We start from the raw sequence: 24,957 nt of genomic DNA on the forward strand, positions 1-24,957 counted from the left end.
CGAATCCGACCTCGCCCTCCGTGTGGGCGCGTAGCCGAAGGGAGGACCGTGACCTTCGGATTCGCTCCGTCCTCCGCGGCATCCACGTCGACGTCAGCCGACCTGCCCGCCGCATCCGCCAACTCTCTGGCCCGCATGCTCGAACCCGCCGAATGGGCCGCCGCGGGCATCCCGCTGCTGCGCAATCCCCGCGAGGTCGTCAGCGGACTCCACTCCCGGCATCGCCCCAAGCCGTCGACCGCGATCGTGGCCGTCCTCGATCCGGACGAACGGCTGCGGGCGAGCGCGTCGTTCGTCCGCCGCTCGGCACCCGCCGACGGCTGGATGTTCCGCAACGCCCTGCTGTCCCAGCTCCGCCGCGTCATCCCGCACGACCTGCGGCGCCGCACCCCGGTGCGCACCGCGGTCCTGCTCTACTGCCGCGAGGGCGACGGGCGTTGGACGGAGGAGGACGGCGCGTGGATGTGGGGGCTGCGGGACGCCTGCACGCTGCACGGCCTGCGCTGCGGGGCGTACATCACGCTGACCCGCGACGGCTGGCAGGTCCTCGGGGAGGGCCGTGGCGGCCGCCGCCCGAGCACCGACTCGACGCCGGAGCCGTTCGCCACGTCCGAGTCCCCGCTGCCGATGCCCCGCACCGGCGGCGCGGCGTCGGAGGTCCTGCGGCGCGCCGCGGCGCGCTGAGGCCGGTCCGGCAATCGGCCCCGGTGCCCGGTCCTGGCCACCACCGGGCACCGTGAGCCCGATCGGGTACGACCCGGCAACACGAATGGCCCACGGGCACAGCGGGGACAAGGACCGCCCCAGCACTCGGCACCGCGACGAGACCCACGGACGCGGGGAATCCGGCCTGCCCGGCCGCACACCGGTGTCGTACGCGCCCTCTCACCACGAAGCGCCCCGTCCGGGGGCTGGTCGCCGACCGGGCCGGGCGAGCCGGTGACGGCTCAGACGCCCGCGCCCAGCACCGAGTTGATGCGCTGCGGGTCGCCGCAGACGATCAGCAGGGCACCGGCCCGGCCGAGGGCCAGCGGCAGGGTCTCGGCGGCCACCGCGTCGGTCCCGCCGTTCAGCGCCACGACGACCACCTGGCGCGGCGCCGCACGGCCGGCCGCGGAGGCGTCGGCGTAGAAGACGTCGTCTCCCGCGTCGTGCTGCGCCCAGTAGGCGGCCTCGCCGAACGACAGTTCGTGGGCGGCCCACGGGTGCTGGTCGCCGGTCGTGATCACCAGCACCTCACCGGGGGCACGCCCCGAGTCGAGGAGCATGTCGACGGCTTCCTCGGCGGCGTCGAGCGCGCCCTCGGGCGAGGCCAGGATCAGCTGGATCTGCGGGGCGGCCGGGGGCGGAGCGGAGACGGCGGCAACGGCCGGAGCCGACGGACCGGGCTGGGCAACGGCCACGTCACGCGGGGTGCGTTGCGCCGGCGGCGTGGGCCGCAGGGGCCCGGGGCGGCCGGGACGCGACGGAGCCGCGGGGCGGGGGCCGGGGACGGGGCGGGGGGTCGGCGCGGTACGGCCACTGGCCGAAGTGGCGCGGGGACCCTGGGCACTCTCGTGAATCTGAGGCTCCTCGGGAATGAGAGGCATGAGCTGATTTTTATCAAACGCTGGTCCGGCTGGCGCCGGCGGGTGGCACACAAGTGCGAGCGGAACGTCAGAAATCGAAGCCGAGCTGGCCCTCGATCGCCGGAACGCTTCCCTCCACCCACGTGCGGACCTTCTTGAGGTGCCGCCACTGGGGCAGCGCATCAAGATACGCCCACGACAACCGGTGGTACGGGGTGGGTCCCCGCTCCGCCAGTGCGGCCTTGTGCACGGGCGACGGATACCCGGCGTTGTCCGCAAAACCGAAGTCTGCATGGTCGATACCCAGTTCGGCCATCATTTTGTCGCGCTGGACCTTGGCGATCACCGAGGCCGCGGCCACCGCCACGCACGACTGGTCGCCCTTGATCACCGTACGGACCCGCCAGGGGGTCCCGAGGTAGTCGTGCTTGCCGTCGAGGATGACCGCGTCGGGCCGGACCGGCAGGGCCTCCAGGGCGCGCACCGCGGCGAGCCGCAGCGCGGCCGTCATCCCCCGCTCGTCGATCTCCTCCGGGGAGGCGTGCCCGAGGGCGTAGGAGGTCACCCAGGTCCGCAGCGTCTCCGCGAGTTCGGTGCGGCGCTTGACGGTGAGCAGCTTGGAGTCCGTGAGCCCTTCCGGGGGCCTGCGCAGTCCGGTGATCGCGGCACAGACGGTGACGGGACCGGCCCAGGCACCCCGCCCGACCTCGTCGACACCGGCAATTATCTTCGCTCCGGTCGTGGCTCGGAGGGAGCGCTCGACGGTGTGGGTAGGTGGTTCGTACGGCATGGCGCCCTCAGCCTACGCCGCCCGGAGCCGCCTCCGACACCCGGTTCACCGCACCCGGACCACGCCCGGACGAGCGCACGATCAGGAGTCCGTCCTGCGGAGCAGCGGGATCATGAACTGGTCGATCATCTCCTCCAGATCACGGTCACCCCATTCGCTGCCGCACATCTTCGACCGGTACATCATCATCGCCGGGATGGCGTCGTAGGTGTAGCCGTTCGCCGCGTCCTCACGCACCTCGCCCCGCTCGATTCCACGGACGATGACCTCGCGCAGCAGCCTGATCGTCGGCTCGACCAGCCCTTCGAAGATCACGGCATGGAAGCGCTCGGCTTGAATATCTTCACATTCGTGAATAACTGCGCGAAGTGCGTGTCCGGGGCGCGAGAACATCGCGTCGCGCGCCAGCCGGCACAGGGCGAGGAGGTCCTCGCGCACGGATCCGACGTCGGGAGCCGACTCCAGCGGCGGCAGTCCGGCCCGCAGCGCGTCGGCGACGAGGTCCTCCTTGGAGGGCCAGCGACGGTAGACGGCGGCCTTCCCGGTCTGCGCGGAGGCCGCGACGCCCTCCATCGTCAGACCCTTCCAGCCGACGGTGCTGAGCTGCTCCAACGCGGCGTCCAGGATCGCCCGTTCGAGCACCGCGCCGCGCCGGCGCGGGGAGGCGGGCCGAGCGGGAGCGGCCGTCCGGCGCGAGGTAACCATCTGAGCGTCTCCAACGAACGAGCGAAGCGGGGCACAGGGAGGCGCGAGCGCCACGCGGCGACCGAAGGGGGGACGCGCCGCGTGACCACGCCCTCCCCAGCATGTCAGGCGACGGCCGCTCTTTCGATGCCCCTGGCACCGAAACGGCTGGAACCGCCAGGGACGGACGGTGCGGTCCGCCCGCCCCGGCACCCCGCTGACCAGCACGGCGACGGACGTCTCGAAGGACCCTTTAGGGAACGCTTGTGTTCACTAAGGAGGACTCGCTATCGTCCCCGCTAGTGAACGCACACGTTCACTACTTCGTCTTTGGGGGACGCTCTGTGACGCACGATCAGATACAGACCCACTCACCCGCGCCCGCTCCACCGGGCCCGGCCTCCCGCCCGTCGCATCCGGGCATCGCCCTCGCGGTCATCGCCGCGTGCCAGCTGATGGTGGTCCTCGATGCCACCATCGTCAACATCGCCCTGCCCGACATCCAGACCGCGCTCGACTTCTCCACGACCGACCTGACCTGGGTCGTCAGCGCCTACACGCTCACCTTCGGCGGCCTGCTGCTGCTCGGCGGGCGAGCCGGGGACATCCTCGGGCGCCGCCGGGTCTTCATCGCCGGCATCCTGCTGTTCACCTTCGCCTCGCTGCTCGGCGGCCTCGCCCAGGAGCCCTGGCAGTTGCTCGCCGCGCGTGTCCTGCAGGGCATGGGCGGCGCCATCGCCTCACCCACGTCGCTCGCGCTGATCACCACGACGTTCCCCGAAGGCCCCGAGCGCAACCGGGCGTTCGGCATCTTCGCGGCCGTCTCCGCGGGCGGCGGCGCCATCGGGCTGCTGGCCGGCGGGCTGCTCACCGACTGGCTCGACTGGCGGTGGGTGCTCTTCGTGAACGTGCCCATCGGCGTTCTCATCGCGGTCGTCGCGCCGCGCTACATCAACGAGTCCGAGCGCCACCCCGGCCGTTTCGACCTGACCGGCGCGCTCACCTCCACACTCGGCATGGTCGCGCTGGTCTACGGCTTCATCCGCGCGGCGTCCGACGGCTGGCGGGACTCCCTGACGGTCGGTGCGTTCGGCGCGGCCCTGGTGCTGCTCGCCGCCTTCCTGTACGTCGAGAGCCGCGCCAAGGAACCGATCACCCCGCTGCGGATGTTCGCCGACCGCAACCGCTCGGGCACGTACCTGATCATGATCAGCCTCGCCGCGGCGATGTTCGGCATGTTCTTCTACATCGTGCTGTTCGTGCAGAACGTGCTGGGCTACTCCCCCATCCGCGCCGGACTGGCCTTCCTGCCGGTCACCGTGGTGATCGCCGTGGGCGCCGGGATCTCGCAGCGGCTGCTGCCGGTGCTCGGCCCCAAGCCGTTCCTGATGGCCGGTACCACGCTCGCGGCCATCGGTCTCGCCTGGCAGTCCCTGGTCGACTCGGGCAGCTCGTACGTCGGCGGGGTGCTCGGCCCGATGCTGGTCTTCGGCCTCGGTATGGGCCTCAACTTCGTCACGCTCACCGTGACCGCCGTGTCCGGTGTCGCCCCGCGCGAGGCGGGTGCGGCCTCCGCCCTGCTCAACACCACGCAGCAGGTGGGCGGCGCGCTCGGTCTGTCCATCCTCACGACCGTCTTCGGCTCCGCCAGCCGCGACGAGGCGACCGAGCAGGCCGCGTCGTTCATGGCCCAGGCCACGCCGGAGCAGAAGGCCGCGTTCGCCGAGTCGGGTCAGCTGCCGGCGCCCTGGGGCCACGAGGTCCTGTCCCAGGGCATCTCCACGGCGTTCATCCCGGCCGCCGCCATGGCCGTCCTGGCGTTCGTCGTCGCCGCGGTCGTGGTGCGGGTCCGCCGGAGCGACCTGGACGCCCTCTCCGGGACGGCGGGTCCCCTGGCGGGATGACGGACGTGGCCCACACCGGGCGGCGGACGACCGGCTCGGGTCCGGAGACAGGTGACGAGGACCCCGGGCCGGTCATCCGTGCGCCCCGGCCCCGTGGAACGCCCTCCCGCTACACCGAGGCGTGCACCCACTCCGGAAGCGCCTCGGTCCGGCGCAGCCACTCGGCGGGGACCGACCCGGCCTTGCCGGAGCCGATCACGCCGCCCACGATGGCGCAGGTCGTGTCCATGTCGCCGCCGACCTGGGCGGTCGTCCAGAACGCCTCCTCGTAGTCACCGAGGGCGCGCGCGGCCGACCAGAGCGCGAACGGCACCGTGTCATGGGCCGTCGTCCGCCGGCCGCAGCCCAGGACGGCCGCGACGGTGGTCGCGTCGCCGTAGTCGAGCATGTCCCGGGCGCGGCGCAGTCCCGCGGCGACCGCGCTCTTCGGGACGAGGGCGATGACGTCGTCCAGGAGCGTCTCGGGGCGTGGCGGCCCGCCGGGAGCGGCGGCCAGGGCTGCCGCGGCGGCGACCGCCATGGCCCCGACGACCGCCTCACGGTGCTGGTGCGTGGGGTAGGCCGAGATCTCGGCCTGGTGCGTGGCCTGCTCGGGGTCGTCGGCGTACCAGGCGCCGAGGGGGGCGATCCGCATCGCCGCGCCGTTGCCCCAGGAGCCCTGTCCGTTGAACAGCGCGGCGGACAGCTCGCGCCAGTCGCCGCCCTCCCTGACCAGGCGCAGCAGCCGGTTGACGGCGGGCCCATAGCCCCGGTCGAAGTCATGGTGCTCGGCGAAGGAGCGGGCGAGGGCGTCCTGGTCGATCCGGTGGTGGGTGCTCAGCACGGCCACCACGGAACCGGCCATCTCCGTGTCGTCCGTCCACTGCCAGGGGCCCGGGGGCAGCTCGCGGCGCTTGAGCAGCGGGTAGTTCACCGGGACGAAGAACTGCGAGCCCAGCGCGTCCCCGACCGCCAGTCCGCGCAGGCTGGCGAGGGCGCGCTCCAAGCGCTCGTCGGGGGAGGAATCTGCGGTCATCGCACTGCCACTCTATCCGGTGATCCCGTACGGTTCCGGGTCACGCCAGCGGTGAAACGGCCTGTCCAAGGTGTACTTGCCGTCGTCCCCCAGAACGAGCATCCGCATGTCCGCGTTCCCCGGATTGGACAGGGATTCGAATTCCGCGACCGTCCAGTGGAACCAGCGCATGCAGAACAGCCGCATGGCCAGCCCATGGGTCACGAGCAGCACGTTCGGGGGGTGGTCGGGGGCCTCGAAGCTGCGGAAGAGGCTCTCCAGGAAGCCGCCGACCCGGTCGTAGACGTCGGCGCCGGACTCGCCCTGCGCGAAGCGGTAGAAGAAGTGGCCGTAGGCGTCCCGGTACGCCTTCTGGAGGCGGACGTCGTCGCAGTCCTGCCAGTTCCCCCAGTCCTGTTCCCGCAGGCGGGGCTCCTCGCGGACCCGTACGAGCTCGGGGTCGAGGTGGAAGGCACGCAGCGTCTCGTGCGTGCGGCGATACGGGGAGACGTACACGCTGACGCGTTCGCGGCCGAAGACCTCGCGCAGCCGTTTGCCGGTCTCCTCCGCCTGCTGCCAGCCCCGCTCGGTCAGGGCGAGAGCATGGTCGGGTTCACGCTCGTACACGGTGTCATCAACATTGCCGGTTGACTCCCCGTGCCGGACAAGGACGATGCGCCGTGGTCGTGCCATGCCAAAACCCTAGATCGGGGGACGGTTGATGGAGCACTCCTGGGGGCTCCATAAGGCGTAGGTCACACATTTTCCGCCTCACGGGTCACATCGGGACGCGTGGACGAGGGGTGATGTCACACCGTCCAGGTGGGCTCCAGTTGCACGATGTCGCCGGTGAGGGCGGCCACGTCCGCCTCCGTCTGGGCCCGCAGGGCCAGCCGCTCCACCCGTTCGGTGCGGTACTTTCCGTGCTCGGCCGCCGACCGCCACATGGACAGCACCAAGAACTCGGGTCCCGGCGCCTCGCCGAACAGCCCGCGGATCATGCCCGGCGATCCCGCCATCGCGGGGTTCCAGACCTTCTCCTGCATGAGCGTGAAGTGCTCGGCCCGTTCCTCGTGGACCCGGCAGTGCGCCACCCGGACGAGGTCCGCGTCGGTGAAGCGCGGCTCGAAGCCCGTCTTCACGTCGAAGCGGTAGTCGAAGAGCTTGACCTGCGCGTCCTTGAAGGTGCCCGACTGGGTCGCGGCCAGCCGGTCGTGGGACCGGGCCATGAAGGAGTCGTAGAAGGAACGGCTCTCCCAGAACGAGAAGACGTGCGCCACCCCCTGCCGCCCCCGGCTCCACCCACCGCCTTGCCCCCTGAACCCCGGCTCACCCAGAAGCCCCGCCCATTTCCGCTGCCCCCGCTCGAAACCGCGGCGGTCCACCACGGTGCAGCGAATCCACTTGACCAGCACCGCGCCATCGTAAGGCCAGGGGGCGTGGTGCCGGTCACGGTCGGCGGCAGTGCTCTGCGGCACGGGTTCCGCTTCGCGTGGCAGGATGGACAACCGGCCTTGTCCGCCGGGCAGTTCGGGTCGAGGCACTCGCGGTACGGGGAAGGGGAAACCTGGTGAACGCCATCAGCAAGAGCTTCCGGAAGGTCGAGATCTCGGTCAAATGGGATCCGAGTCCGGCAGGGCAGCCGCCCACCGACCTGGACATCGTGGCGGCCACCTACGCGGCGAGCGATCCCTACGGTGATCCCGCCTACGTGGTCCACTTCGACAGCCGCTCCCCCGACGGCACGATCCATCTGAACCGGGACAGCAAGGACGGCCAGGGCTTCGGCTGGGACGAGGTGCTGACCGTGGAGCTCGACCGGCTCGACGCACGGTACGCGCGCGTGGTGGTCGGTGTGGTCATCCAGCAGCACCCGGCGCAGCGGACCTTCGTGAGTGTCGTCAAGCCGGCCCTGCGGATCCGCGAGGGCTACACGGTCCTGGCCGAGGACGACTTCGGCGGGGTCCTCGGCGCGACGGCGGCGACGGTCGCGGAGTTCGTCCGGGACGGCTCGACGACCTGGGACTTCCGTCCCGGCGTACACGGCTTCGAGGACGACCCGGCGGACTTCACGCAGATCATGGGCCGCCGCCGCATCTGAGGGCCGCCGGCAGGGCGGACACGGGAGAGGGGCGCCGGCACGATCGCCGGCGCCCCTCTCGTCACGCGTCACTCATCAGCGGGTCAGCTGCAACCGCTGGTCGATCCGCAGCCCTCGCAGATGTAGCAGGAACCGGCCCGCTGCATCTTCGTACCGCAGGAGAAGCACAGCGGGGCGTCGGCCTGGATGCCCAGCTGCATCTCCACCAGCTCGGCGCTGGTGTGGGCCTGCTTCGGGGCGGGCTTGGCCGCCTCCACCTCGGACTTCGGCGCGGCGACGGCCTTCAGCTCCTGGGCGCGCGGCGCCGACTGCGCCAGGCCCTCGACGTCGACCTCGTCGTCGTCGATGGACTGCTCGTACGAGCCGGTCTCCAGGTGGCGCTGACGCTCCTCGGCGGAGTGGATGCCGAGCGCGGAGCGGGTCTCGAAGGGCAGGAAGTCCAGCGCCAGGCGGCGGAAGATGTAGTCGACGATCGACTGCGCCATCCGCACGTCCGGGTCGTCGGTCATACCGGCCGGCTCGAAGCGCATGTTGGTGAACTTCGAGACGTACGTCTCCAGCGGCACGCCGTACTGAAGGCCGACGGAGACCGCGATGGAGAAGGCGTCCATCATGCCGGCGAGGGTCGAGCCCTGCTTGGACATCTTCAGGAAGACCTCGCCGAGACCGTCGTCCGGGTAGGAGTTGGCGGTCATGTAGCCCTCGGCGCCGCCGACGGTGAAGGACGTCGTGATGCCGGGACGGCCCTTGGGCAGACGCTTGCGGACCGGGCGGTACTCGACGACCTTCTCGACCGTCTCACGGATGGTGGCCTCGGCCTTCTCCGTGATCTCGGTCTTCTCCTTCTCCTTGGTCTTGGCGGAGAGGGGCTGGCCGACCTTGCAGTTGTCGCGGTAGATGGCGAGCGCCTTGACGCCCATCTTCCAGGCCTCGAAGTAGATCTCCTCGACCTCCTCGACGGTCGCCGTCTCCGGCATGTTGACCGTCTTGGACAGGGCGCCGGAGATCCACGGCTGGATCGCGGCCATCATGCGGACGTGGCCCATCGGGGAGATGGCGCGCTCGCCCATGGCGCAGTCGAACACCTCGTAGTGCTCGGGCTTGAGACCGGGGGCGTCGATCACGTTGCCGTTCTCGGCGATGTGGGCGACGATCGCCTCGATCTGCTCCTCCTGGTAGCCCAGGCGGCGCAGGGCCTGCGGGACGGTGCCGTTGACGATCTGCATCGAGCCGCCGCCGACCAGCTTCTTGAACTTGACCAGCGCGAGGTCGGGCTCGAGGCCGGTGGTGTCGCAGGACATCGCGAGACCGATGGTGCCGGTCGGGGCGATGACGGACGCCTGCGCGTTACGGAAACCGTTCTTCTCGCCGAGGCGCTGCACGTCCTGCCAGGCCTCCGTGGCGGCGGCCCAGATCGGCGTGTCCAGGTCGTCCATGCGGACGGCCACGGCGTTGGCGTCGGCGTGCTGCTTCATGACGCGCAGGTGCGGCTGCGCGTTGCGCGCGTAGCCGTCGTACGGGCCGACGACCGCGGCGAGTTCGGCGGAGCGCTTGTACGAGGTGCCGGTCATCAGGGAGGTGATGGCACCGGCGAGGGCGCGGCCGCCCTTGGAGTCGTAGGCGTGGCCGGTCGCCATCAGCAGGGCGCCGAGGTTGGCGTAGCCGATGCCGAGCTGGCGGAACGCGCGCGTGTTCTCACCGATCTTCTGCGTCGGGAAGTCCGCGAAGCAGATGGAGATGTCCATCGCGGTGATGACGAGCTCGACGACCTTGGCGAAGCGCTCGATCTCGAAGGACTGGTGGCCCAGGCCGTCGTCCTTGAGGAACTTCATCAGGTTCAGCGAGGCGAGGTTGCAGGACGTGTTGTCCAGGTGCATGTACTCGCTGCACGGGTTCGAGCCGTTGATACGGCCGGACTCCGGGCAGGTGTGCCAGTGGTTGATGGTGTCGTCGTACTGGATGCCGGGGTCGGCACAGGCCCACGCGGCCTCGGCCATCTTGCGGAAGAGCGACTTGGCGTCGACCTCCTCGATGACCTCGCCGGTCATCCGGGCGCGCAGGCCGAACGTGCCGCCCTGCTCGACCGCCTTCATGAACTCGTCGTTCACGCGGACCGAGTTGTTGGCGTTCTGGTACTGGACGGACGTGATGTCGTCGCCGCCCAGGTCCATGTCGAAGCCCGCGTCGCGCAGGGCGCGGATCTTCTCCTCTTCCTTCACCTTGGTCTCGATGAAGTCCTCGATGTCCGGGTGGTCGACGTCGAGGATGACCATCTTGGCGGCCCGGCGGGTGGCGCCGCCCGACTTGATGGTGCCCGCGGAGGCGTCGGCGCCGCGCATGAAGGAGACCGGACCCGAGGCGTTGCCGCCGGAGGACAGCAGCTCCTTGGAGGAGCGGATGCGGGAGAGGTTCAGGCCGGCGCCGGAGCCGCCCTTGAAGATCATGCCCTCTTCCTTGTACCAGTCGAGGATCGACTCCATGGAGTCGTCGACGGACAGGATGAAGCAGGCGGAGACCTGTTGGGGCTGCGGCGTGCCCACGTTGAACCACACGGGGCTGTTGAAGCTGAAGATCTGGTGGAGCAGGGCGTAGGCGAGCTCGTGCTCGAAGATCTCGGCGTCGGCGGGCGACGCGAAGTACTTGTAGTCCTCGCCGGCCTTCCGGTACGTCTTCACGATGCGGTCGATGAGCTGCTTCAGGCTCACCTCGCGCTGCGGGGTGCCGACGGCACCCCGGAAGTACTTGCTGGTGACGATGTTGACCGCGTTCACCGACCAGAAGTCGGGGAACTCGACGCCGCGCTGCTCGAAGTTGACCGAGCCGTCGCGCCAGTTGGTCATGACGACGTCACGGCGCTCCCAGGCCACCTCGTCGTACGGGTGCACGCCGGGGGTGGTGTGGATGCGCTCGATACGCAGCCCCTTGGCCGTCTTGCCGCCCTTGGCGCGGGAACTCCGTGCCGGACCGCTCGCCGTCTCTGTCATGCCGCCTCCCTGTACGGGCAAAAACGCCCTGAAGTGCCCCGATGTTCCCCGTGGCACGTGTTCTGTCCTTCGCTGCGGGCACCCTCTGGTCGCCGCCCGCAGCACGTCTTTTCCCCGCCGCTTCCCCTGCCGGATCCGGTCTGTCGACGCCGGTCCGGCCGGCTCTCAGTCGGCGGCTTCGGCGGGCACGGGCACCGGTACGGCCCCCGCGGCCCCGCCTTCGTTCTCCTGGCCCCCTGTGTCCGCGCGCGACTCACCGGCGTCGTCGTCCGTGGCGCGGCACCCCGTCGCCTCCCTCAGTTCCGCGATCGCGGCCTCGAAGTCCTCGAGCGAGTCGAACGCCCGGTACACGGAGGCGAACCGCAGATACGCGACGAGGTCGAGCTCCTGCAACGGGCCGAGTATGGCCAGACCCACGTCGTGGGTGGTCAGCTCGGCGCTTCCGGTGGCCCGCACCGCCTCCTCGACCCGCTGGCCGAGCTGGGCGAGGGCGTCCTCGGTGACAGGCCGCCCCTGGCATGCCTTGCGCACACCGTTGATGACCTTGGTACGGCTGAACGGTTCGGTGACTCCGGACCGCTTGACCACCATCAGTGAGCACGTCTCCACGGTCGTGAAACGACGGGAGCAGTCGGGACACTGACGGCGCCTGCGGATCGACGTGCCGTCGTCGGTCGTACGGCTGTCGACGACGCGGCTGTCGGGGTGCCTGCAGAAGGGGCAGTGCATGACTCCGAACCCTCCTCACAGCAGACTCAATAGCCTCACTGGGCCACATGCGCCCCGCGAAGCAGCCCCCAGCATAGGCGATCTCCGAGCGTTCGAAGACCCGGGTCACCACAACTTCTGGGCCGCTCCCGCAATCCAACCACTAGATGTGGGGCTTGGCCCATACACCCACGCCATAGAGCGTGTCGGGCCGAAGCGGGTGCCGACGGGGTCGCGGCCCCCGCCGTGTGCCCCGTCGCGGGGCCGTCATGCCGCACATTCGGGTGCACGGCCGTATCGCCCCGGCACCTACGGAGATAACGTGAGCGCCGCACGGAGGGGAGGTGGGACTCCCGCGCACATGGGGGTCGGTCCACGAGACGGACGGCCCTGGATGGCAGACTGGGCAACCACCGACGAGGCCGTTGCCTCGGCGGTGAAGAGTACAACAAGGGGCCCCTTCGCCCGCCGGGAAAGCTTGCCAGCTATACACCCCACTTTGTGATCACGTAAGACGATCCGCGATTTTTCACTCGAACGTGTGTTTGGCGCAACCTTTCGAAAGCAACTACCGTTGTGCAGCAGGGAGACCATCGAGAAGGGGCCGACGTGACCACCACCGCAGACAGTGCCACCATCACTGCCCAGGACCGCTCCCAGGGCCGACTCGAGCCGGTGCATGCGATGAACGAAACCGTGAATCCCGAGGTCCAGAAGCGCTCGCTTCCGGGCCGACCTCCAGGCATCCGGGCCGACAGCTCAGGGCTCACGGACCGCCAGCGCCGGGTGATCGAGGTCATCAGGGATTCCGTGCAGCGGCGTGGGTACCCGCCGTCGATGCGGGAGATCGGTCAGGCGGTCGGCCTGTCGAGCACGTCCTCGGTCGCCCACCAGCTGATGGCGCTGGAGCGCAAGGGCTTCCTCCGCCGCGACCCGCACCGCCCGCGCGCGTACGAGGTCCGCGGCTCCGACCAGGCCGCCTCGGTGCAGCCCACCGACACCGCCGGCAAGCCCGCCGCCTCCTACGTCCCCCTGGTCGGCCGGATCGCCGCCGGTGGCCCGATCCTCGCCGAGGAGTCCGTCGAGGACGTCTTCCCCCTCCCCCGGCAGCTGGTCGGCGACGGTGAGCTGTTCGTCCTCAAGGTCGTCGGCGACTCGATGATCGAGGCCGCGATCTGCGACGGCGACTGGGTCACGGTCCGCCGCCAGCCGGTCGCCGAGAACGGCGACATCGTGGCCGCCATGCTGGACGGCGAGGCCACCGTCAAGCGCTTCAAGCGCGAGGACGGGCACGTCTGGCTCCTCCCGCACAACGCCGCGTACGAGCCGATCCCCGGTGACGACGCGACCATCCTGGGCAAGGTGGTGGCGGTGCTGCGCCGCGTGTGACGGCCGCGGCGGGCATAGCCGCGTGCGGCGGCCCCCCTGACCGGGCCCCGGGACCTCTGCGCCGGTTCCGGGGCCCTGTGCTGTCCGGACCCCGGGCCGTCGGGGCCCGGTGAGAAGCCGCCCCTGATCAGTGGTTAGCCTGTCGCGGGCCCGCGACAGGCTAACCACGATCACTCCGTCCCGTCGGCCTCCACCGGCTCCGCGCCGGCTCCGGCCGCCTCCGTGTGCCGCGCGGACGCGTCGATCGCCGACAGCGACCGGCGCACCTGGTTACGGTCCGTCGTGTACCAGAAGTCGGGCAGGGACGCCTTGAGATAGCTCCCGTAGCGCGCGGTGGCCAGCCTCGGGTCCAGGACCGCGACGACACCACGGTCCTCGGTGGCCCGTACGAGACGGCCGGCGCCCTGCGCCATGAGCAGCGCGGCATGGGTGGCGGCCACCGCCATGAAGCCGTTGCCCCCGGCGTCCTCCACGGCCTTCTGGCGGGCGCTCATCAGCGGGTCGTCCGGCCGGGGGAACGGGATCTTGTCCATGACGACCAGCTGGCAGCTCGCGCCCGGGACGTCGACGCCCTGCCAGAGCGACAGCGTGCCGAACAGACAGGTCTTCGGGTCGGCCGCGAAGTTCTTGATCAGCTCGCCGAGCGTCTCCTCGCCCTGCAGGAGGATCGGGAACTCGGGGATACGCGAGCGCAGCTCCTCCGCGGCCAGCTGTGCGGCCCGCATCGAGGAGAACAGCCCGAGCGTGCGGCCCCCGGCCGCCTGGATCAGCTCCGTCAGCTCGTCCAGCATGTCCGCGCGGTCGCCGTCCCGCGCGGGGCGCGACAGATGCTTGGCGACGTAGAGGATGCCCTGCTTGCGGTAGTCGAACGGGGAGCCGACGTCCACGCCCTTCCACTCCGGGACGTCGTCGCCCTTGGTGCCCTCGGGTGCGAGTCCGAGGGAGGCGCCGACGCCGTTGAAGTCCCCGCCCAGCTTCAGTGTCGCCGACGTCAGGACGACCGAGCGGTCGGCGAAGAGCTTCTCGCGCAGCAGACCCGACACCGACATCGGGGCCACGCGCAGCGACGCGCCGAACCGGTCGTGCCGCTCGTACCAGACGACGTCCCACTCGGAGCCGTTCGTGATCCGCTCGGCCACGTCGTGCACGGACTCCACCGAGGCCAGCGCCTGCTTGCGGACCGCGTCCTCGTCCTGCACGGACTTGTCACGGGTGGCGCCGATGGCCGAGATGACCGTGCGGCAGGCGTCGCGCAGCGCCATGAGCGCGTAGCCGAGGTCCTCGGGGATCTCCTCCAGACGTCCCGGCAGCGCGAGCTCCATCAGCCGCTCGAAGCCCTCGGCGGCGGTCTGCAGCTGGTCGGCGGCCTTCTCGTTGACGAGCTTCGCCGCTCGGCGCACCGCGCGGTTGACCTGTCCCGGGGTGAGCTCGCCGGTGGCCACGCCGGTGACCCGGGAGACGAGCTCGTGCGCCTCGTCGACGATCAGCACCTCGTGCTGCGGGAGCACGGGGGCGCCTTCGATGGCGTCGATCGCGAGCAGGGCGTGGTTGGTGACGACGACCTCGGCGAGCTTGGCCCGCTCCCGGGCCATCTCGGCGAAGCACTCGGCGCCGTACGCGCACTTGGTCGCGCCCAGGCACTCCCGCGACGACACCGACACCTGCGCCCAGGCGCGGTCCGACACACCCGGCGTCAGGTCGTCCCGGTCGCCGGTCTCGGTGTCGTCCGACCAGTCGCGCAGCCGCAGGAGGTCCTGCCCGAGCCGGCTGGTGGGCGCTGCCGCCTCGAACTGGTCGAACAGGCCCTCCTCCTCGTCCTGCGGGACGCCCTCGTGCAGGCGGTGCAGACAGAGGTAGTTCGACCGCCCCTTGAGCATGGCGAACTCGGGGCGCCGGCGCAGCAGCGGATGCAGCGCGTCCACGGTGCGCGGGAGGTCCCGCTCCACGAGCTGCCGCTGCAGGGCCAGGGTGGCCGTGGCCACCACGACCCGCTCCCCGTGTGCGAGCGCGGGCACCAGATAGCCGAGTGACTTACCGGTGCCGGTGCCGGCCTGGACCAGCAGATGGGAACCGCCGTCGATCGCCTCGGCGACGGATTCGGCCATGGTCACCTGGCCGGGGCGCTCCATGCCGCCGACGGCGGTGACGGCGGCATGCAGGAGTTCGGGGAGGGAGGGCTTCGTCATAGCGCGACCACCCTACGGCCCGGCACTGACAACCGGGCGATCACGGTCGGGGAGAGGGACGGGATCAGGACCGGGGTTGTTGCCCCTCGGGACCGGCCGGGACCGAAGGGGGCCGGGGTGGAGCGGTAACGGTTCGACTGTGCGCGGAAGGCGGTCGGAGCCGGTCGGCATCGGACCGGCTTCGACCGTCTCCGATGCCGGCCCGTCGTCGCGCGCCCCGTCACCGGCACCGTGGCGGGTGACGGCCGTCACAGCAGATGCCGCAGGTTCCGGTCCCTGACCATGAGGGCCGCCCGTTTGTGGGGCAGTTCGACCTCCGAGGAGAACCGGAAACCGGCGCCGAGGAAGGCCGCGAGCGACGGCGTGTTGCGCAGGTCGGGCTCCGCCACGACCCGGCCGCACGCCGGGCGCCTGCCGAACGCGAGGTCCGCGACCGCGCGCAGCAGCGTCCGCCCCAGGCCGCGCCCGCGGTCGCCGGGCCCGCCGATGAGGAGGTGGACCCCGGTGTCGTGGGGCCGGGCGGGGTAGTACCGGGCCAGGGGGTCGAGGTCGGCCCGGTAGATCTCCCAGTAGCTCATCGGTGTGCCGTCCAGCAGGCCGACGCACGGGACGCTGCGTCCGTCGCCCGAGAGCTGGGCCCGCAGATGCCGCTCCGTGATGTCCTCGGGCCCGGCGAGCCCCCAGAACTCCGCGACGGCCGGATCGTTCATCCAGCGGCTGAGGAGCGTCAGATCGCGTTCGATGCGGACCGGGACCAGATGGAACACCCCAGCGGGGGTGCTGACCGGCCCCCAGCCGGCCACATGGTCGAGGAGGTCGGACATCCCGGCGAGCGGTTCCCCGGGCCGGGCCCCGGGGCCCGCGTCCCCGGCACCGCCTCTCCCGGTGTCCGAGGCGATGAGGGTGACGAGTTCGTCGGGCAGTTCCAGGTCCAGGGTGTCCTCGGCGTCGGTGTCGGGCGGCGGGACGGGGTCGGCGTGGGCGCTCGTGTCGGTGGGGGGCACGACGAGGTCCTCTCGGGAGGTGGGGCGGGTCGTCGCCGTCAGAGGTGCAGGGGGTTGGGGATGCCGACGTACACGGACTGGGTGTCGACCGGGCCGACGAGTTCGTCCAGGCCGTGCACCCGGGTCAGCAGGTTGGCCTTGCAGCGCAGCACCGGGGAGTCGAGCAGCAGCGCGGGGAACGGGGTGCGCAGCCGGGCGGGCCCGGAGGCGACCTCGCCGAGGAAGCGGCGGAGCGCGGCGAGCAGCAGCCGCTCGTCGGCCAGTCCCTGGGAGCCGAACGCGCCGACGAGCCCGAGGATGTTGTTGATCCCCAGGTAGTAGGCGAAGCGTTCGTCGGTGACCTCGTCCGGGACGAAGGTGTCGCTGAGTTCGCCGATGCCGGGGAGCCGGGCGTCGAGTTCCGCGCGCCGGGACGCGCGGAAGTAGTAGCCCTGGTTGTCGCGGTAGCGGCCGCCCGCGGGCCAGCCGTCGGCGTCCAGCAGGAGCAGCGTGTTCTGCTGGTGGGCCTCCAGGGCGATCCCCGCCTCGGAGTCCAGCCACAGCACGGGCCGGACGACCTGGTCGAGGTATCGCAGGAACCACTCGGCGGCGACCGCGCCCGGCGATCGTCCGGTCCGGGCTGCGAGCCGGGTGACGACCGCGGCCAGCCGGGACGGCGCCGGTCGCGCGTCCGGGAAGGCCGGGCCGTGCGGCCGGGGGGACACCAGGCCGGCCACGCAGGACACGTCGTCCGTGGGCACGAAGGGGTTGTGCCGGATCATCACGTCGAGCCCGGTCACCGGGGTGCCGTCCGGTCCGTCGACGGCGAGCCAGGCCGGGTCGCGCACGATGTCGAAGCCCTGGTGCGCGGCCTGCCACCGGGTCCCGAGGCCGCCGCGCAGCAGCCGGTGCACCTCCACGCCCCGGTGCAGTTCCTTGCGGAGGTTCTCGCGGCGGGAGTTGGTGATGCGCAGGCCGAGGGAGAGCTTGAGCATGGCGGGGGCACCGGAGCGGTAGACCGTGCGGACGGACGAGGTGGGGTGCCACGCGGGCCCGTGGGTGCCGGCGTCGCGGAGCAGACCGGCGTCGAACAGGGCCGCCGTATCGGGGCGCTGCCGGATCTCGCGCAGCTGCCAGGGGTGCAGGGGCAGTGCGGCGTATCCGTCGGGCAGCGGCAGCCCTGGGCCGGCGAGCCGGGCCGTGAGCTGGGGGGCGGTGACGGGGCGCCCCGCCTCCGTCCACGCCGAATCGGTGGCGACGATGTCCGGGGCGACGGCCAGCCAGGCGAGCGGGAAGGCGCCGCGCGTCTCCGGTGAGTAGATCCGGGCCTCGGCCTCGGACAGTCCTTCGCGGCTCTTGGGGGTGGGGTGGAGCGGGTGCCCGAGGACGAGGGCCTGCTCGGCGGCCAGGAAGCGGTCGGTCACGTCGGCCGGGTGGGCGCGGCGGTCCTGGAGGAAGACGGCCGTGCGGCGGACGGAGTCCGCGACACGGCCGACGAGGTCGGTGGTGTGGTCGGCCACCGGGGGGCGCGCTGCCGCGGCCTCCCGGGTGAGCAGTGCGGCGAGGGTGACCGCGTCGAGCGGCGGGGTCCCCTCCGGGGTGCCGGCCGGGCGGGGCGGGCCGAAGCGGTGCCACCCCGTCGGCGACCAGTGGTGGACCGGGACCACCACGGCCGTGCCGGTGGCGGGCAGCGGGACGCGGAGGACGCCGTCCGGTGGTGCCGGCATCCGGGTCTCGCGTACGTGGCAGCGCAGCAGGTTCTCCAGGGCGGCGGCCTCGGCCGCCTGCTGCGGGTCGGGGTGGTTCAGGAGGTCGTTCGGTGCGCTGTCCGGGCTCTGGGCTCTCGCGGGCCGGCTGTCGGGGAGGGAGAGGGGGGTGGTCGTCACGATGGTCCTCTGCGGTGGCTCTGGGGTGTGGGGGCGCCTTGGGGTGAGCCAGGGCGCGTGGTGCGACGGTGGTGGTGCGGGAGGCGGGGGTGAGCCGTGCCGCGTGACGTGGCTGGGGTGGCCCTGTGGTGGGGGCCACCGCCGGTGGTGGGTGCCGCGTGAGGTGGGGCTGGTGTGCCGGCCTGTCACGGCCAGGGGAATCGAGTGCGAGCGTCCTCAGTCGGCGTGCGAGGGCCGGTCGCCGTGCCGTCCGGGGCCGGGGGGCCGCTGAGCGGCGAGGGCCCGGTCACCGGACACGGCGTCCACCGCGTCGGCGAGCCGGTCCAGCACCGCGGCCGCCTGCTCGTCGGTGATGGTGAGGGGCGGAAGCAGCCGTACGACGCTGGAGTGGCGTCCGCCGAGTTCGACGATCAGCCCGCGGCGCAGGCACTCGCGCTGAAGGGCGGCCGCGAGACCGGGAGCGGCGGGCCGGGGCTGCTCCTCCGGCGACCGGGCGGTCGCCGCGAGGGTGACGATCCGCTCGCCGCTCGCGGCCGGGGCCTGCGGATCCACCACCTCGACGCCCATCATCAGCCCCCTCCCCCGCACGTCCCCGATGCACGCGTGCTCCCCCATGAGCCGGCGCAGCTGACGCAGCATGTGCGCGCCCAGGTCGGCGGCCCGCTCGGCGAGCCGGTTCTCACGGACGTACGCGAGGGTCGCCGTACCGGCGGCCATGGCGAGCTGGTTGCCGCGGAAGGTGCCGGCGTGGGCGCCGGGCTGCCAGGTGTCGAGCTCGTCGCGGTAGACGATGACCGCCAGGGGCAAGCTGCCGCCGATGGCCTTGGACAGGACCATGACGTCGGGGGTGACACCGCTGTGCTCCACGGCCCAGAAGGCGCCGGTGCGTCCGACGCCGGTCTGCACCTCGTCGGCGATCAGCGGGATGGAACGGTCGGCGGTGATCCGCCGTACGCGCCGCAGCCAGGCGTCCGGCGCGGGCAGCACACCGCCCTCCCCCTGGACGGGTTCGAGGATCATCCCGGCCGGGTCGGGCACGCCCGACTTGGGGTCGTCGAGGACGGACTCGGTCCAGCGGGCGGCGAGTTCGGCGCCGCGTTCCCCGCCGACCCCGAAGGGACAGCGGTAGTCCTGCGGGAACGGCAGGCGCGCGACCCGTACGTCGGGGGCGCCCCCGGAGGCGGCGAGCGCCCCGGCGGTCATCCCGTGGTAGGCGCCGCTGAAGGCGAGGATGCCGTCGCGTCCGGTGGCGGCCCGGACGAGGGTGAAGGCGGCCTCGACCGCGTCGGTGCCGGCCGGTCCGCAGAACTGCACGCGCGCGTGGTCGGCGAGTCCGGGCGGCAGCGTGTGGAACAGCTCGGTGACGAAGGCGTCCTTGACCGGGGTGGCGAGGTCCAGGACGTGCAGGGGCGCCCCGGAGTCCAGGACCCCGCGGATGGCCTCCAGGACCACGGGGTGGTTGTGGCCGAGGGCGAGGGTGCCGGCGCCGGACAGGCAGTCGAGATAACGGCGGCCGTCCGCGCCCTCGATGGTCAGGCCCCGGGCCCGGACCGGCACGATCGGCAGGGCGCGGGCGTAGGTGCGGGCCGCCGACTCCCGGGCCGACTGCCGCCGCAGGATCCCCTCGTGCGCGGTGCGCGCGTCCTCGGTACCGGGGGATCCCCCGCGCACGGATTCGATTACGGCCATGGCTCCCTGTCCTCCCGCTGTCCAGGGGCGAGCGGGTGTTGCGTGTCCTCGCCCGTCCCGACATACGCAGCCCCGCGAGCGTCCACTCGAAACTGCGGGGAACCGGGGACCGGGGACCGCGCACGCACGGCCGGCCCCCACCGCTAAAAAGAGCGGGACACGCACCGGGTTACGGGTTGGCGCACAATCTCCGCCCGGCGGGGCCCCGAAACGGCGTTCCCCGCGACCGGCGGCGACGGCCGGACGCCGTCCCGGCGCTGTGACCTGCCCGGCCCGGCGGGCTGTGGCTGAACCGTTGCCGTTCCGTCAGAACTCGCCCACAGCGACCGCATAGTGTGTGGTGCCGTTCCACCGAGCCGCGAGCCGTACGCGCACGCCGTCTGGCGGACGATCGGCCCGCTAGCCGGACGAGTGATCGGACAGCGGCCGGCGCGCGTATGTGAGAGCGGCACAAGTACCGTCACCTCAGGGGGAGTCACACCATGCGATCCATACGGCCGTCGTTCACCGCCCGCAGGGAGAAGAGCGCGCGCCGCGGTCTCTCCCCGCTGCCGGTGGTCGCGCTCGCCGCCGCCCTGGCCCTCACGGTCACCGCCTGTGAGTCCGGGGACGCCGACGCCGGGGGCACCGCGACCGCGACCGCGACCGCGTCCGCCGCGGCCGGGGGCGAAGGCACGATCACGATTCCGGACGACATCAGGGACAGGCTCCGCGAACACGGGATCGACATCGACAAGTGGCGGGACGGCGACTGGAAGAACTGGGATCGCGACGACTGGCTGCGCGAGGCCAAGGACTACATCAACCCGATCATCAAGGACCTCTGGGACCCGGACCGTATGCGGGACGCCGAGGACCCGGACCGGGGGGTCGACGAGAACGACCTGTCGGGCGACCAGGGCGTGACCGACCCGACGCCGGACCCGGTGGACGCGCAGGCGGTGGCGCCGCGGTACCACGCGAGCGTGCCGGAGGCGGGCAAGGTGTTCTTCGACTCCCCCGAGGGCACGATGGTGTGCTCGGCGACCGTCGTGAAGGACCCCGCCCACCCCGGGAAGTCCAACATGGTGTGGACGGCGGGGCATTGTGTGCACGCGGGCAAGAGCGGCGGCTGGTACCGGAACATCGCGTTCGTGCCGTCGTACAACGACGCGGGCCGGAGCGAGGCCGAGTTGGAGGGTGTCGCCAAGGAGGAGGTCGCTCCCTACGGCATCTGGTGGGCCGACTGGGCGCAGACCTCGAACCAGTGGATCGCGCAGGGCGGCGCGACCGGCGGTGACGGTGCCCCGTACGACTTCGCCGTGCTGCATGTGAAGCCGGAGAACGGGGGCGGCAAGTCCCTGGAGGAGACGGTCGGTTCGGCTCTCCCGGTGGAGTTCGACGCTCCTGCCGTACCGCGGGTGAAGAGCATCGAGGCGATCGGCTACCCGGCCGCCGCACCCTACGACGGGCAGAAGCTGTACCAGTGCCAGGACCGGCCGGGCCGGCTGTCGCTGCGTGCGTCGGACCCGACGATGTACCGCATCGGCTGCACCATGACGGGTGGTTCCTCGGGCGGTGGCTGGGTCGCCACCGGCAACGACGGCCGGCCCGCGCTGGTGTCCAACACCTCGATCGGCCCGGTCGAGTCGGGCTGGCTGGCGGGCCCGCGGCTGGGCAAGGAGGCCAAGACCGTCTTCGACGGGGTCAGCGACAAGTTCGCCGGCCGCTGATCCGAGCACGAAGAAGGCCCGCTCCCCCCCAAGGGGAGCGGGCCTTCCGCCGGTCCGGTGCCGGACGGCTCAGCCGGCCGGTGTGGGAACGTACGGCGCGAGGTCCGCCGCCAGCTCCTCGTGCACCCGCAGCTTGAGCAGCGTGCCCTCCGGGGTGTGCTCCTCGGAGATCACCTCGCCCTCGGTGTGGGCGCGGGCGACGAACTTGCCGTGGGTGTACGGCACGAGTACCTCGACCTCGACGGCCGGGCGCGGCAGCTCGTTGTCGATCAGGGCCAGCAACTCGGCGATGCCCTGGCCGGTGCGGGCCGAGACGGCGATGGACCGCTTCTCGATCCGCATCAGCCGCTGGAGGGTGAGCGGGTCGGCCGCGTCGGCCTTGTTGATCACGACGATCTCGGGTACGTCGGTGGCGCCGACGTCCCTGATCACCTCGCGCACGGCGGCCAGCTGCTCCTCCGGGTTCGGATGCGAGCCGTCGACCACGTGCAGGATCAGGTCGGAGTCGCCGACCTCCTCCATCGTGGAGCGGAACGCCTCGACCAGGTGGTGCGGCAGGTGCCGGACGAAGCCGACCGTGTCGGCCAGCGTGTAGAGCCGTCCGCTCGGGGTCTCGGCCCGGCGCACGGTCGGGTCCAGGGTCGCGAACAGGGCGTTCTCGACCAGGACGCCCGCGCCGGTGAGGCGGTTGAGCAGGGAGGACTTGCCGGCGTTGGTGTAACCCGCGATCGCGACCGAGGGCACCTTGTTGCGCCGGCGGGACTGGCGCTGGATGTCGCGGCCGGTCTTCATCTCCGCGATCTCCCGGCGCATCTTCGCCATCTTCTCGCGGATGCGCCGCCGGTCCGTCTCGATCTTGGTCTCACCGGGACCACGGGTGGCGAGGCCGCCGCCCTTGCCGCCGCCCATCTGCCGGGACAGCGACTGACCCCAGCCGCGCAGCCGCGGCAGCATGTACTGCATCTGCGCGAGCGCGACCTGCGCCTTGCCCTCTCGGGACTTGGCGTGCTGGGCGAAGATGTCGAGGATCAGCGCCGTACGGTCGATGACCTTGACCTTGACGACGTCCTCGAGGTGGATGAGCTGGCCCGGGCTGAGCTCACCGTCGCAGATGACGGTGTCGGCGCCGGTCTCCAGGACGATGTCCCGCAGCTCCTCCGCCTTGCCGGAGCCGATGTAGGTGGCCGCGTCGGGCTTGTCGCGGCGCTGGATCACGCCGTCGAGCACAAGGGCGCCCGCGGTCTCCGCGAGGGCGGCGAGCTCCGCGAGGGAGTTGTCCGCGTCCTGCACGGTCCCCGAGGTCCAGACGCCCACGAGGACGACCCGCTCCAGGCGGAGCTGGCGGTACTCGACCTCGGTGACGTCCTCGAGCTCGGTGGAGAGGCCCGCGACGCGGCGCAGGGCCGCGCGGTCGGAGCGGTCGAACTGGTCGCCGTCCCGGTCTCCGTCGATCTCGTGGCTCCAGGCGACGTCCTCTTCCATCAGGGCATCGGCCCGAAGACCGTCGGGGTAGGTGTGCGCGAGGCGCTTCGAGTCCTGGGAAAAGGAAGAAGAGGAGGTCATTGGGTCCTTACGTCGTTGGGGATTCCGTGGTGCGGCGACGGGGCGGCGGCCCGGACGTCACGCTCGGCGGTACGCCGGAGAGCTGTTCCGTCACTGGTCACAACGCACGGGTACCCCGGGGGATTCCCGTGGCCCGTGCCGCGCCGACCGGACGATGGTCGCACGGCACGGGCCGTCTCGTCACCGGCTTATCGCACGGCCGATCTCCCGGCCTTCGCGTGGGCGCCCGGCCGCTGGTCGGCGGCCCACTTGTCCTTGGCCTCCGGCTTGGCGGGGTCGGCGGCCTTCCAGTCGGGCCGGCCGGGCATCGGCGGCGTCTTCTCGCCGTACAGCCAGGCCTGCAGGAAGCCCTTCAGATGCCGTCCGGAGACGTCTTCGGCGAGGGCGACGAAGTCCGCGGTCGAGGCGGAACCGTCCCGGTTGCGGCTCACCCAGGCGCGCTCCAGCCGGTCGAACGCGGAGGCGCCGATCTCCTCGCGCAGGGCGAAGAGGACGAGGGCCGCGCCGCCGTACACGTTGGGGCGGAAGATGCTGATCTTCTTGCCCGGGTCGGGTGCCTTCGGGGCCGCGGGTGGTCCGCCCGCCGCGCGCCAGCGGTCGGAGGCCGCGTAGGCGGCCTTCATCCGCGCCTCCAGGGAGCGGTTCGCCTTCTCGGCCGCGTACAGGGCCTCGTACCAGGTGGCGTGGCCCTCGCTGAGCCACAGGTCGGACCAGGTGCGCGGGCTGACGCTGTCGCCGAACCACTGGTGCGCCAGCTCGTGCACCATGATCGACTCGACGTACCACTCGGGGAAGGCGGGCTGGGTGAACAGGTCCCGTTCGAAGAGGGACAGCGTCTGTGTCTCCAGCTCGAAACCGGTGCTGGCGTGCGCCATGAGCAGCCCGTACGTCTCGAACGGGTAGCGGCCGACCTTGCCCTCCAGCCAGGCGATCTGGCCGGGTGTCTTCTTCAGCCAGGGTTCGAGCAGCTTCGCGTCCTTGGCGGGCACGACGTCCCGCACGGGCAGACCGTGCGGGCCGCTGCGGTGCAGGACCTTGGAGCGGCCGATGGACACCTGGGCGAGCTCGGTGGCCATGGGGTGCCGGGTGCGGTACGTCCAGGTGGTCGACTTCCCCGCCCGGTCCACGTCGGTCCGCAGGCCGTTGGCCACGGCGGTGTAACCGGTGGGCGCGGTGACCCGGACGGTGAACATCGCCTTGTCGGAGGGGTGGTCGTTGCACGGGAAGACGACGTGCGCGGCGTCGGCCTGGTTGGCCATGGCGAGGCCGTCGGCGGTGCGCACCCAGCCGCCCTCGCGCTTCCGCCCGTACACGGGGTCGCTGCTGTGCCGGACGGTGATGCGCATCCAGCTGCCCTCGGGCACCTCCTCGGCGGGGGTGACGACGAGGTCCTCGCCCGCGCTCCTGAAGGTCGCGGGCTCGCCGTCGACGACGACCGAGTCGACCTTGCCGTGCGCGAAGTCCAGGTTGACCCGCTCGAGGTCGGCGGTCGTCCAGGCGTCGATGGTGGTGACGGCCTTGAGGGGCTTGTCGTTGGCGCCGGAGTAGGTGAAGGAGAGGTCGTACGACGCCACGTCGTAGCCGGGGTTGCCCAGGTGGGGGTAGAGCCGGTCGCCGACGCCGAGCGGGGTGGCGGGGGCGCTCGCGGCGAGCAGGCAGAGGGAGACGACGGGGATGAGCAGGGCGGGCACCTTCAGGCGCCGACGGGGTCCGGATCGGGGGCGAGGAGCGCCAGGGGCCGGTCGCTGAGCCTCGCTGCGGGGGGAGAGCAGCATGGACCACGGCTATCAGCGCTCGGCGACGGGACGTGGACGGC

General features: G+C 71.7%; 19 protein-coding genes. 5 read left to right on the forward strand and 14 right to left on the reverse strand.

The features are described 5' to 3' along the window. The first annotated feature begins 48 nt into the window (after window positions 1-48). Complete coding sequence (locus ACFRAC_RS17440) at window positions 49-684, forward strand: hypothetical protein (protein WP_382924752.1); 636 nt, start codon at window positions 49-51, stop codon at window positions 682-684. A 263-nt stretch (window positions 685-947) separates the two neighbouring features. Here ACFRAC_RS17440 and ACFRAC_RS17445 read toward each other — a convergent pair whose 3' ends face one another. The 3 genes from ACFRAC_RS17445 to ACFRAC_RS17455 form a co-directional block, all read right to left on the reverse strand. Beyond that, on the reverse strand, window positions 948-1,589 hold the full coding sequence (locus tag ACFRAC_RS17445) for a hypothetical protein (RefSeq protein WP_382924753.1): 642 nt from the start codon (window positions 1,587-1,589) through the stop codon (window positions 948-950). A 67-nt stretch (window positions 1,590-1,656) separates the two neighbouring features. Continuing rightward, the gene (locus tag ACFRAC_RS17450; protein WP_382924754.1) at window positions 1,657-2,358 is read right to left on the reverse strand and encodes a ribonuclease HII; all 702 of its coding nucleotides are present in this window, start codon (window positions 2,356-2,358) and stop codon (window positions 1,657-1,659) included. Window positions 2,359-2,439: 81 nt separating this feature from the next. Further along, window positions 2,440-3,063 carry a TetR/AcrR family transcriptional regulator gene (locus tag ACFRAC_RS17455; RefSeq protein ID WP_382924755.1) on the reverse strand — a complete coding sequence of 208 codons (624 nt, stop codon included), beginning with the start codon at window positions 3,061-3,063 and terminating at the stop codon, window positions 2,440-2,442. Between the two features lie 323 nt (window positions 3,064-3,386). Between ACFRAC_RS17455 and ACFRAC_RS17460 the strand changes: the two genes are divergently transcribed. Further along, complete coding sequence (locus ACFRAC_RS17460) at window positions 3,387-4,946, forward strand: MFS transporter (protein WP_382924756.1); 1,560 nt, start codon at window positions 3,387-3,389, stop codon at window positions 4,944-4,946. 109 nt (window positions 4,947-5,055) lie between these two features. Here ACFRAC_RS17460 and ACFRAC_RS17465 read toward each other — a convergent pair whose 3' ends face one another. From ACFRAC_RS17465 to ACFRAC_RS17475, 3 genes are all read right to left on the reverse strand, one after another. Further along, window positions 5,056-5,961 (reverse strand): ADP-ribosylglycohydrolase family protein, encoded by a 906-nt coding sequence (locus ACFRAC_RS17465; RefSeq protein WP_382924757.1) that lies wholly within the window; start codon window positions 5,959-5,961, stop codon window positions 5,056-5,058. 12 nt (window positions 5,962-5,973) lie between these two features. Beyond that, window positions 5,974-6,633, reverse strand: coding sequence for a histidine phosphatase family protein (locus ACFRAC_RS17470; protein ID WP_382924758.1), 660 nt, complete (start codon window positions 6,631-6,633; stop codon window positions 5,974-5,976). Window positions 6,634-6,749: 116 nt separating this feature from the next. Next, window positions 6,750-7,355 (reverse strand): YdbC family protein, encoded by a 606-nt coding sequence (locus tag ACFRAC_RS17475; RefSeq protein WP_361346421.1) that lies wholly within the window; start codon window positions 7,353-7,355, stop codon window positions 6,750-6,752. Window positions 7,356-7,510: 155 nt separating this feature from the next. Between ACFRAC_RS17475 and ACFRAC_RS17480 the strand changes: the two genes are divergently transcribed. Next, a complete protein-coding gene (locus ACFRAC_RS17480; RefSeq protein WP_382924759.1) occupies window positions 7,511-8,041 on the forward strand; it encodes a TerD family protein in 531 nt (176 codons plus the stop codon). A gap of 83 nt (window positions 8,042-8,124) precedes the next feature. On the opposite strand, the gene ACFRAC_RS17485 is transcribed toward ACFRAC_RS17480, so the two are convergent. Together ACFRAC_RS17485 and nrdR are read right to left on the reverse strand one after the other, a co-directional pair. After that, complete coding sequence (locus ACFRAC_RS17485; RefSeq protein WP_382924760.1) at window positions 8,125-11,025, reverse strand: vitamin B12-dependent ribonucleotide reductase; 2,901 nt, start codon at window positions 11,023-11,025, stop codon at window positions 8,125-8,127. A gap of 165 nt (window positions 11,026-11,190) precedes the next feature. Beyond that, a complete protein-coding gene (nrdR, locus tag ACFRAC_RS17490; RefSeq protein WP_382924761.1) occupies window positions 11,191-11,754 on the reverse strand; it encodes a transcriptional regulator NrdR in 564 nt (187 codons plus the stop codon). 588 nt (window positions 11,755-12,342) lie between these two features. On the opposite strand from nrdR, the gene lexA reads away from it, so the two are divergent. Then, window positions 12,343-13,122 carry a transcriptional repressor LexA gene (lexA, locus tag ACFRAC_RS17495; protein ID WP_361346414.1) on the forward strand — a complete coding sequence of 260 codons (780 nt, stop codon included), beginning with the start codon at window positions 12,343-12,345 and terminating at the stop codon, window positions 13,120-13,122. 170 nt (window positions 13,123-13,292) lie between these two features. Here lexA and ACFRAC_RS17500 read toward each other — a convergent pair whose 3' ends face one another. From ACFRAC_RS17500 to ACFRAC_RS17515, 4 genes are all read right to left on the reverse strand, one after another. Further along, on the reverse strand, window positions 13,293-15,308 hold the full coding sequence (locus tag ACFRAC_RS17500; protein WP_382924762.1) for an ATP-dependent DNA helicase: 2,016 nt from the start codon (window positions 15,306-15,308) through the stop codon (window positions 13,293-13,295). Between the two features lie 248 nt (window positions 15,309-15,556). Further along, entirely contained in the window at window positions 15,557-16,312 is a 756-nt protein-coding gene (locus ACFRAC_RS17505) for a GNAT family N-acetyltransferase (RefSeq protein ID WP_382924763.1), read from the reverse strand. Window positions 16,313-16,350: 38 nt separating this feature from the next. Further along, window positions 16,351-18,177, reverse strand: coding sequence for an IucA/IucC family protein (locus tag ACFRAC_RS17510; RefSeq protein ID WP_382924764.1), 1,827 nt, complete (start codon window positions 18,175-18,177; stop codon window positions 16,351-16,353). A gap of 216 nt (window positions 18,178-18,393) precedes the next feature. Beyond that, on the reverse strand, window positions 18,394-19,866 hold the full coding sequence (locus ACFRAC_RS17515) for a diaminobutyrate--2-oxoglutarate transaminase family protein (protein ID WP_382924765.1): 1,473 nt from the start codon (window positions 19,864-19,866) through the stop codon (window positions 18,394-18,396). Window positions 19,867-20,348: 482 nt separating this feature from the next. On the opposite strand from ACFRAC_RS17515, the gene ACFRAC_RS17520 reads away from it, so the two are divergent. Continuing rightward, window positions 20,349-21,578: a trypsin-like serine peptidase gene (locus ACFRAC_RS17520; RefSeq protein ID WP_382924766.1), complete on the forward strand. Its 1,230-nt coding sequence runs from the start codon at window positions 20,349-20,351 to the stop codon at window positions 21,576-21,578. Between the two features lie 69 nt (window positions 21,579-21,647). Here ACFRAC_RS17520 and hflX read toward each other — a convergent pair whose 3' ends face one another. After that, window positions 21,648-23,141 (reverse strand): GTPase HflX, encoded by a 1,494-nt coding sequence (gene hflX / locus ACFRAC_RS17525; RefSeq protein ID WP_382924767.1) that lies wholly within the window; start codon window positions 23,139-23,141, stop codon window positions 21,648-21,650. Between the two features lie 188 nt (window positions 23,142-23,329). Continuing rightward, window positions 23,330-24,916 (reverse strand): M1 family metallopeptidase, encoded by a 1,587-nt coding sequence (locus tag ACFRAC_RS17530; protein WP_382924768.1) that lies wholly within the window; start codon window positions 24,914-24,916, stop codon window positions 23,330-23,332. Between the last annotated feature and the right edge of the window lie 41 nt (window positions 24,917-24,957).

The sequence above is a fragment of the Streptomyces sp. NPDC056628 genome (assembly GCF_042792555.1).
GTDB lineage: Bacteria > Actinomycetota > Actinomycetes > Streptomycetales > Streptomycetaceae > Streptomyces.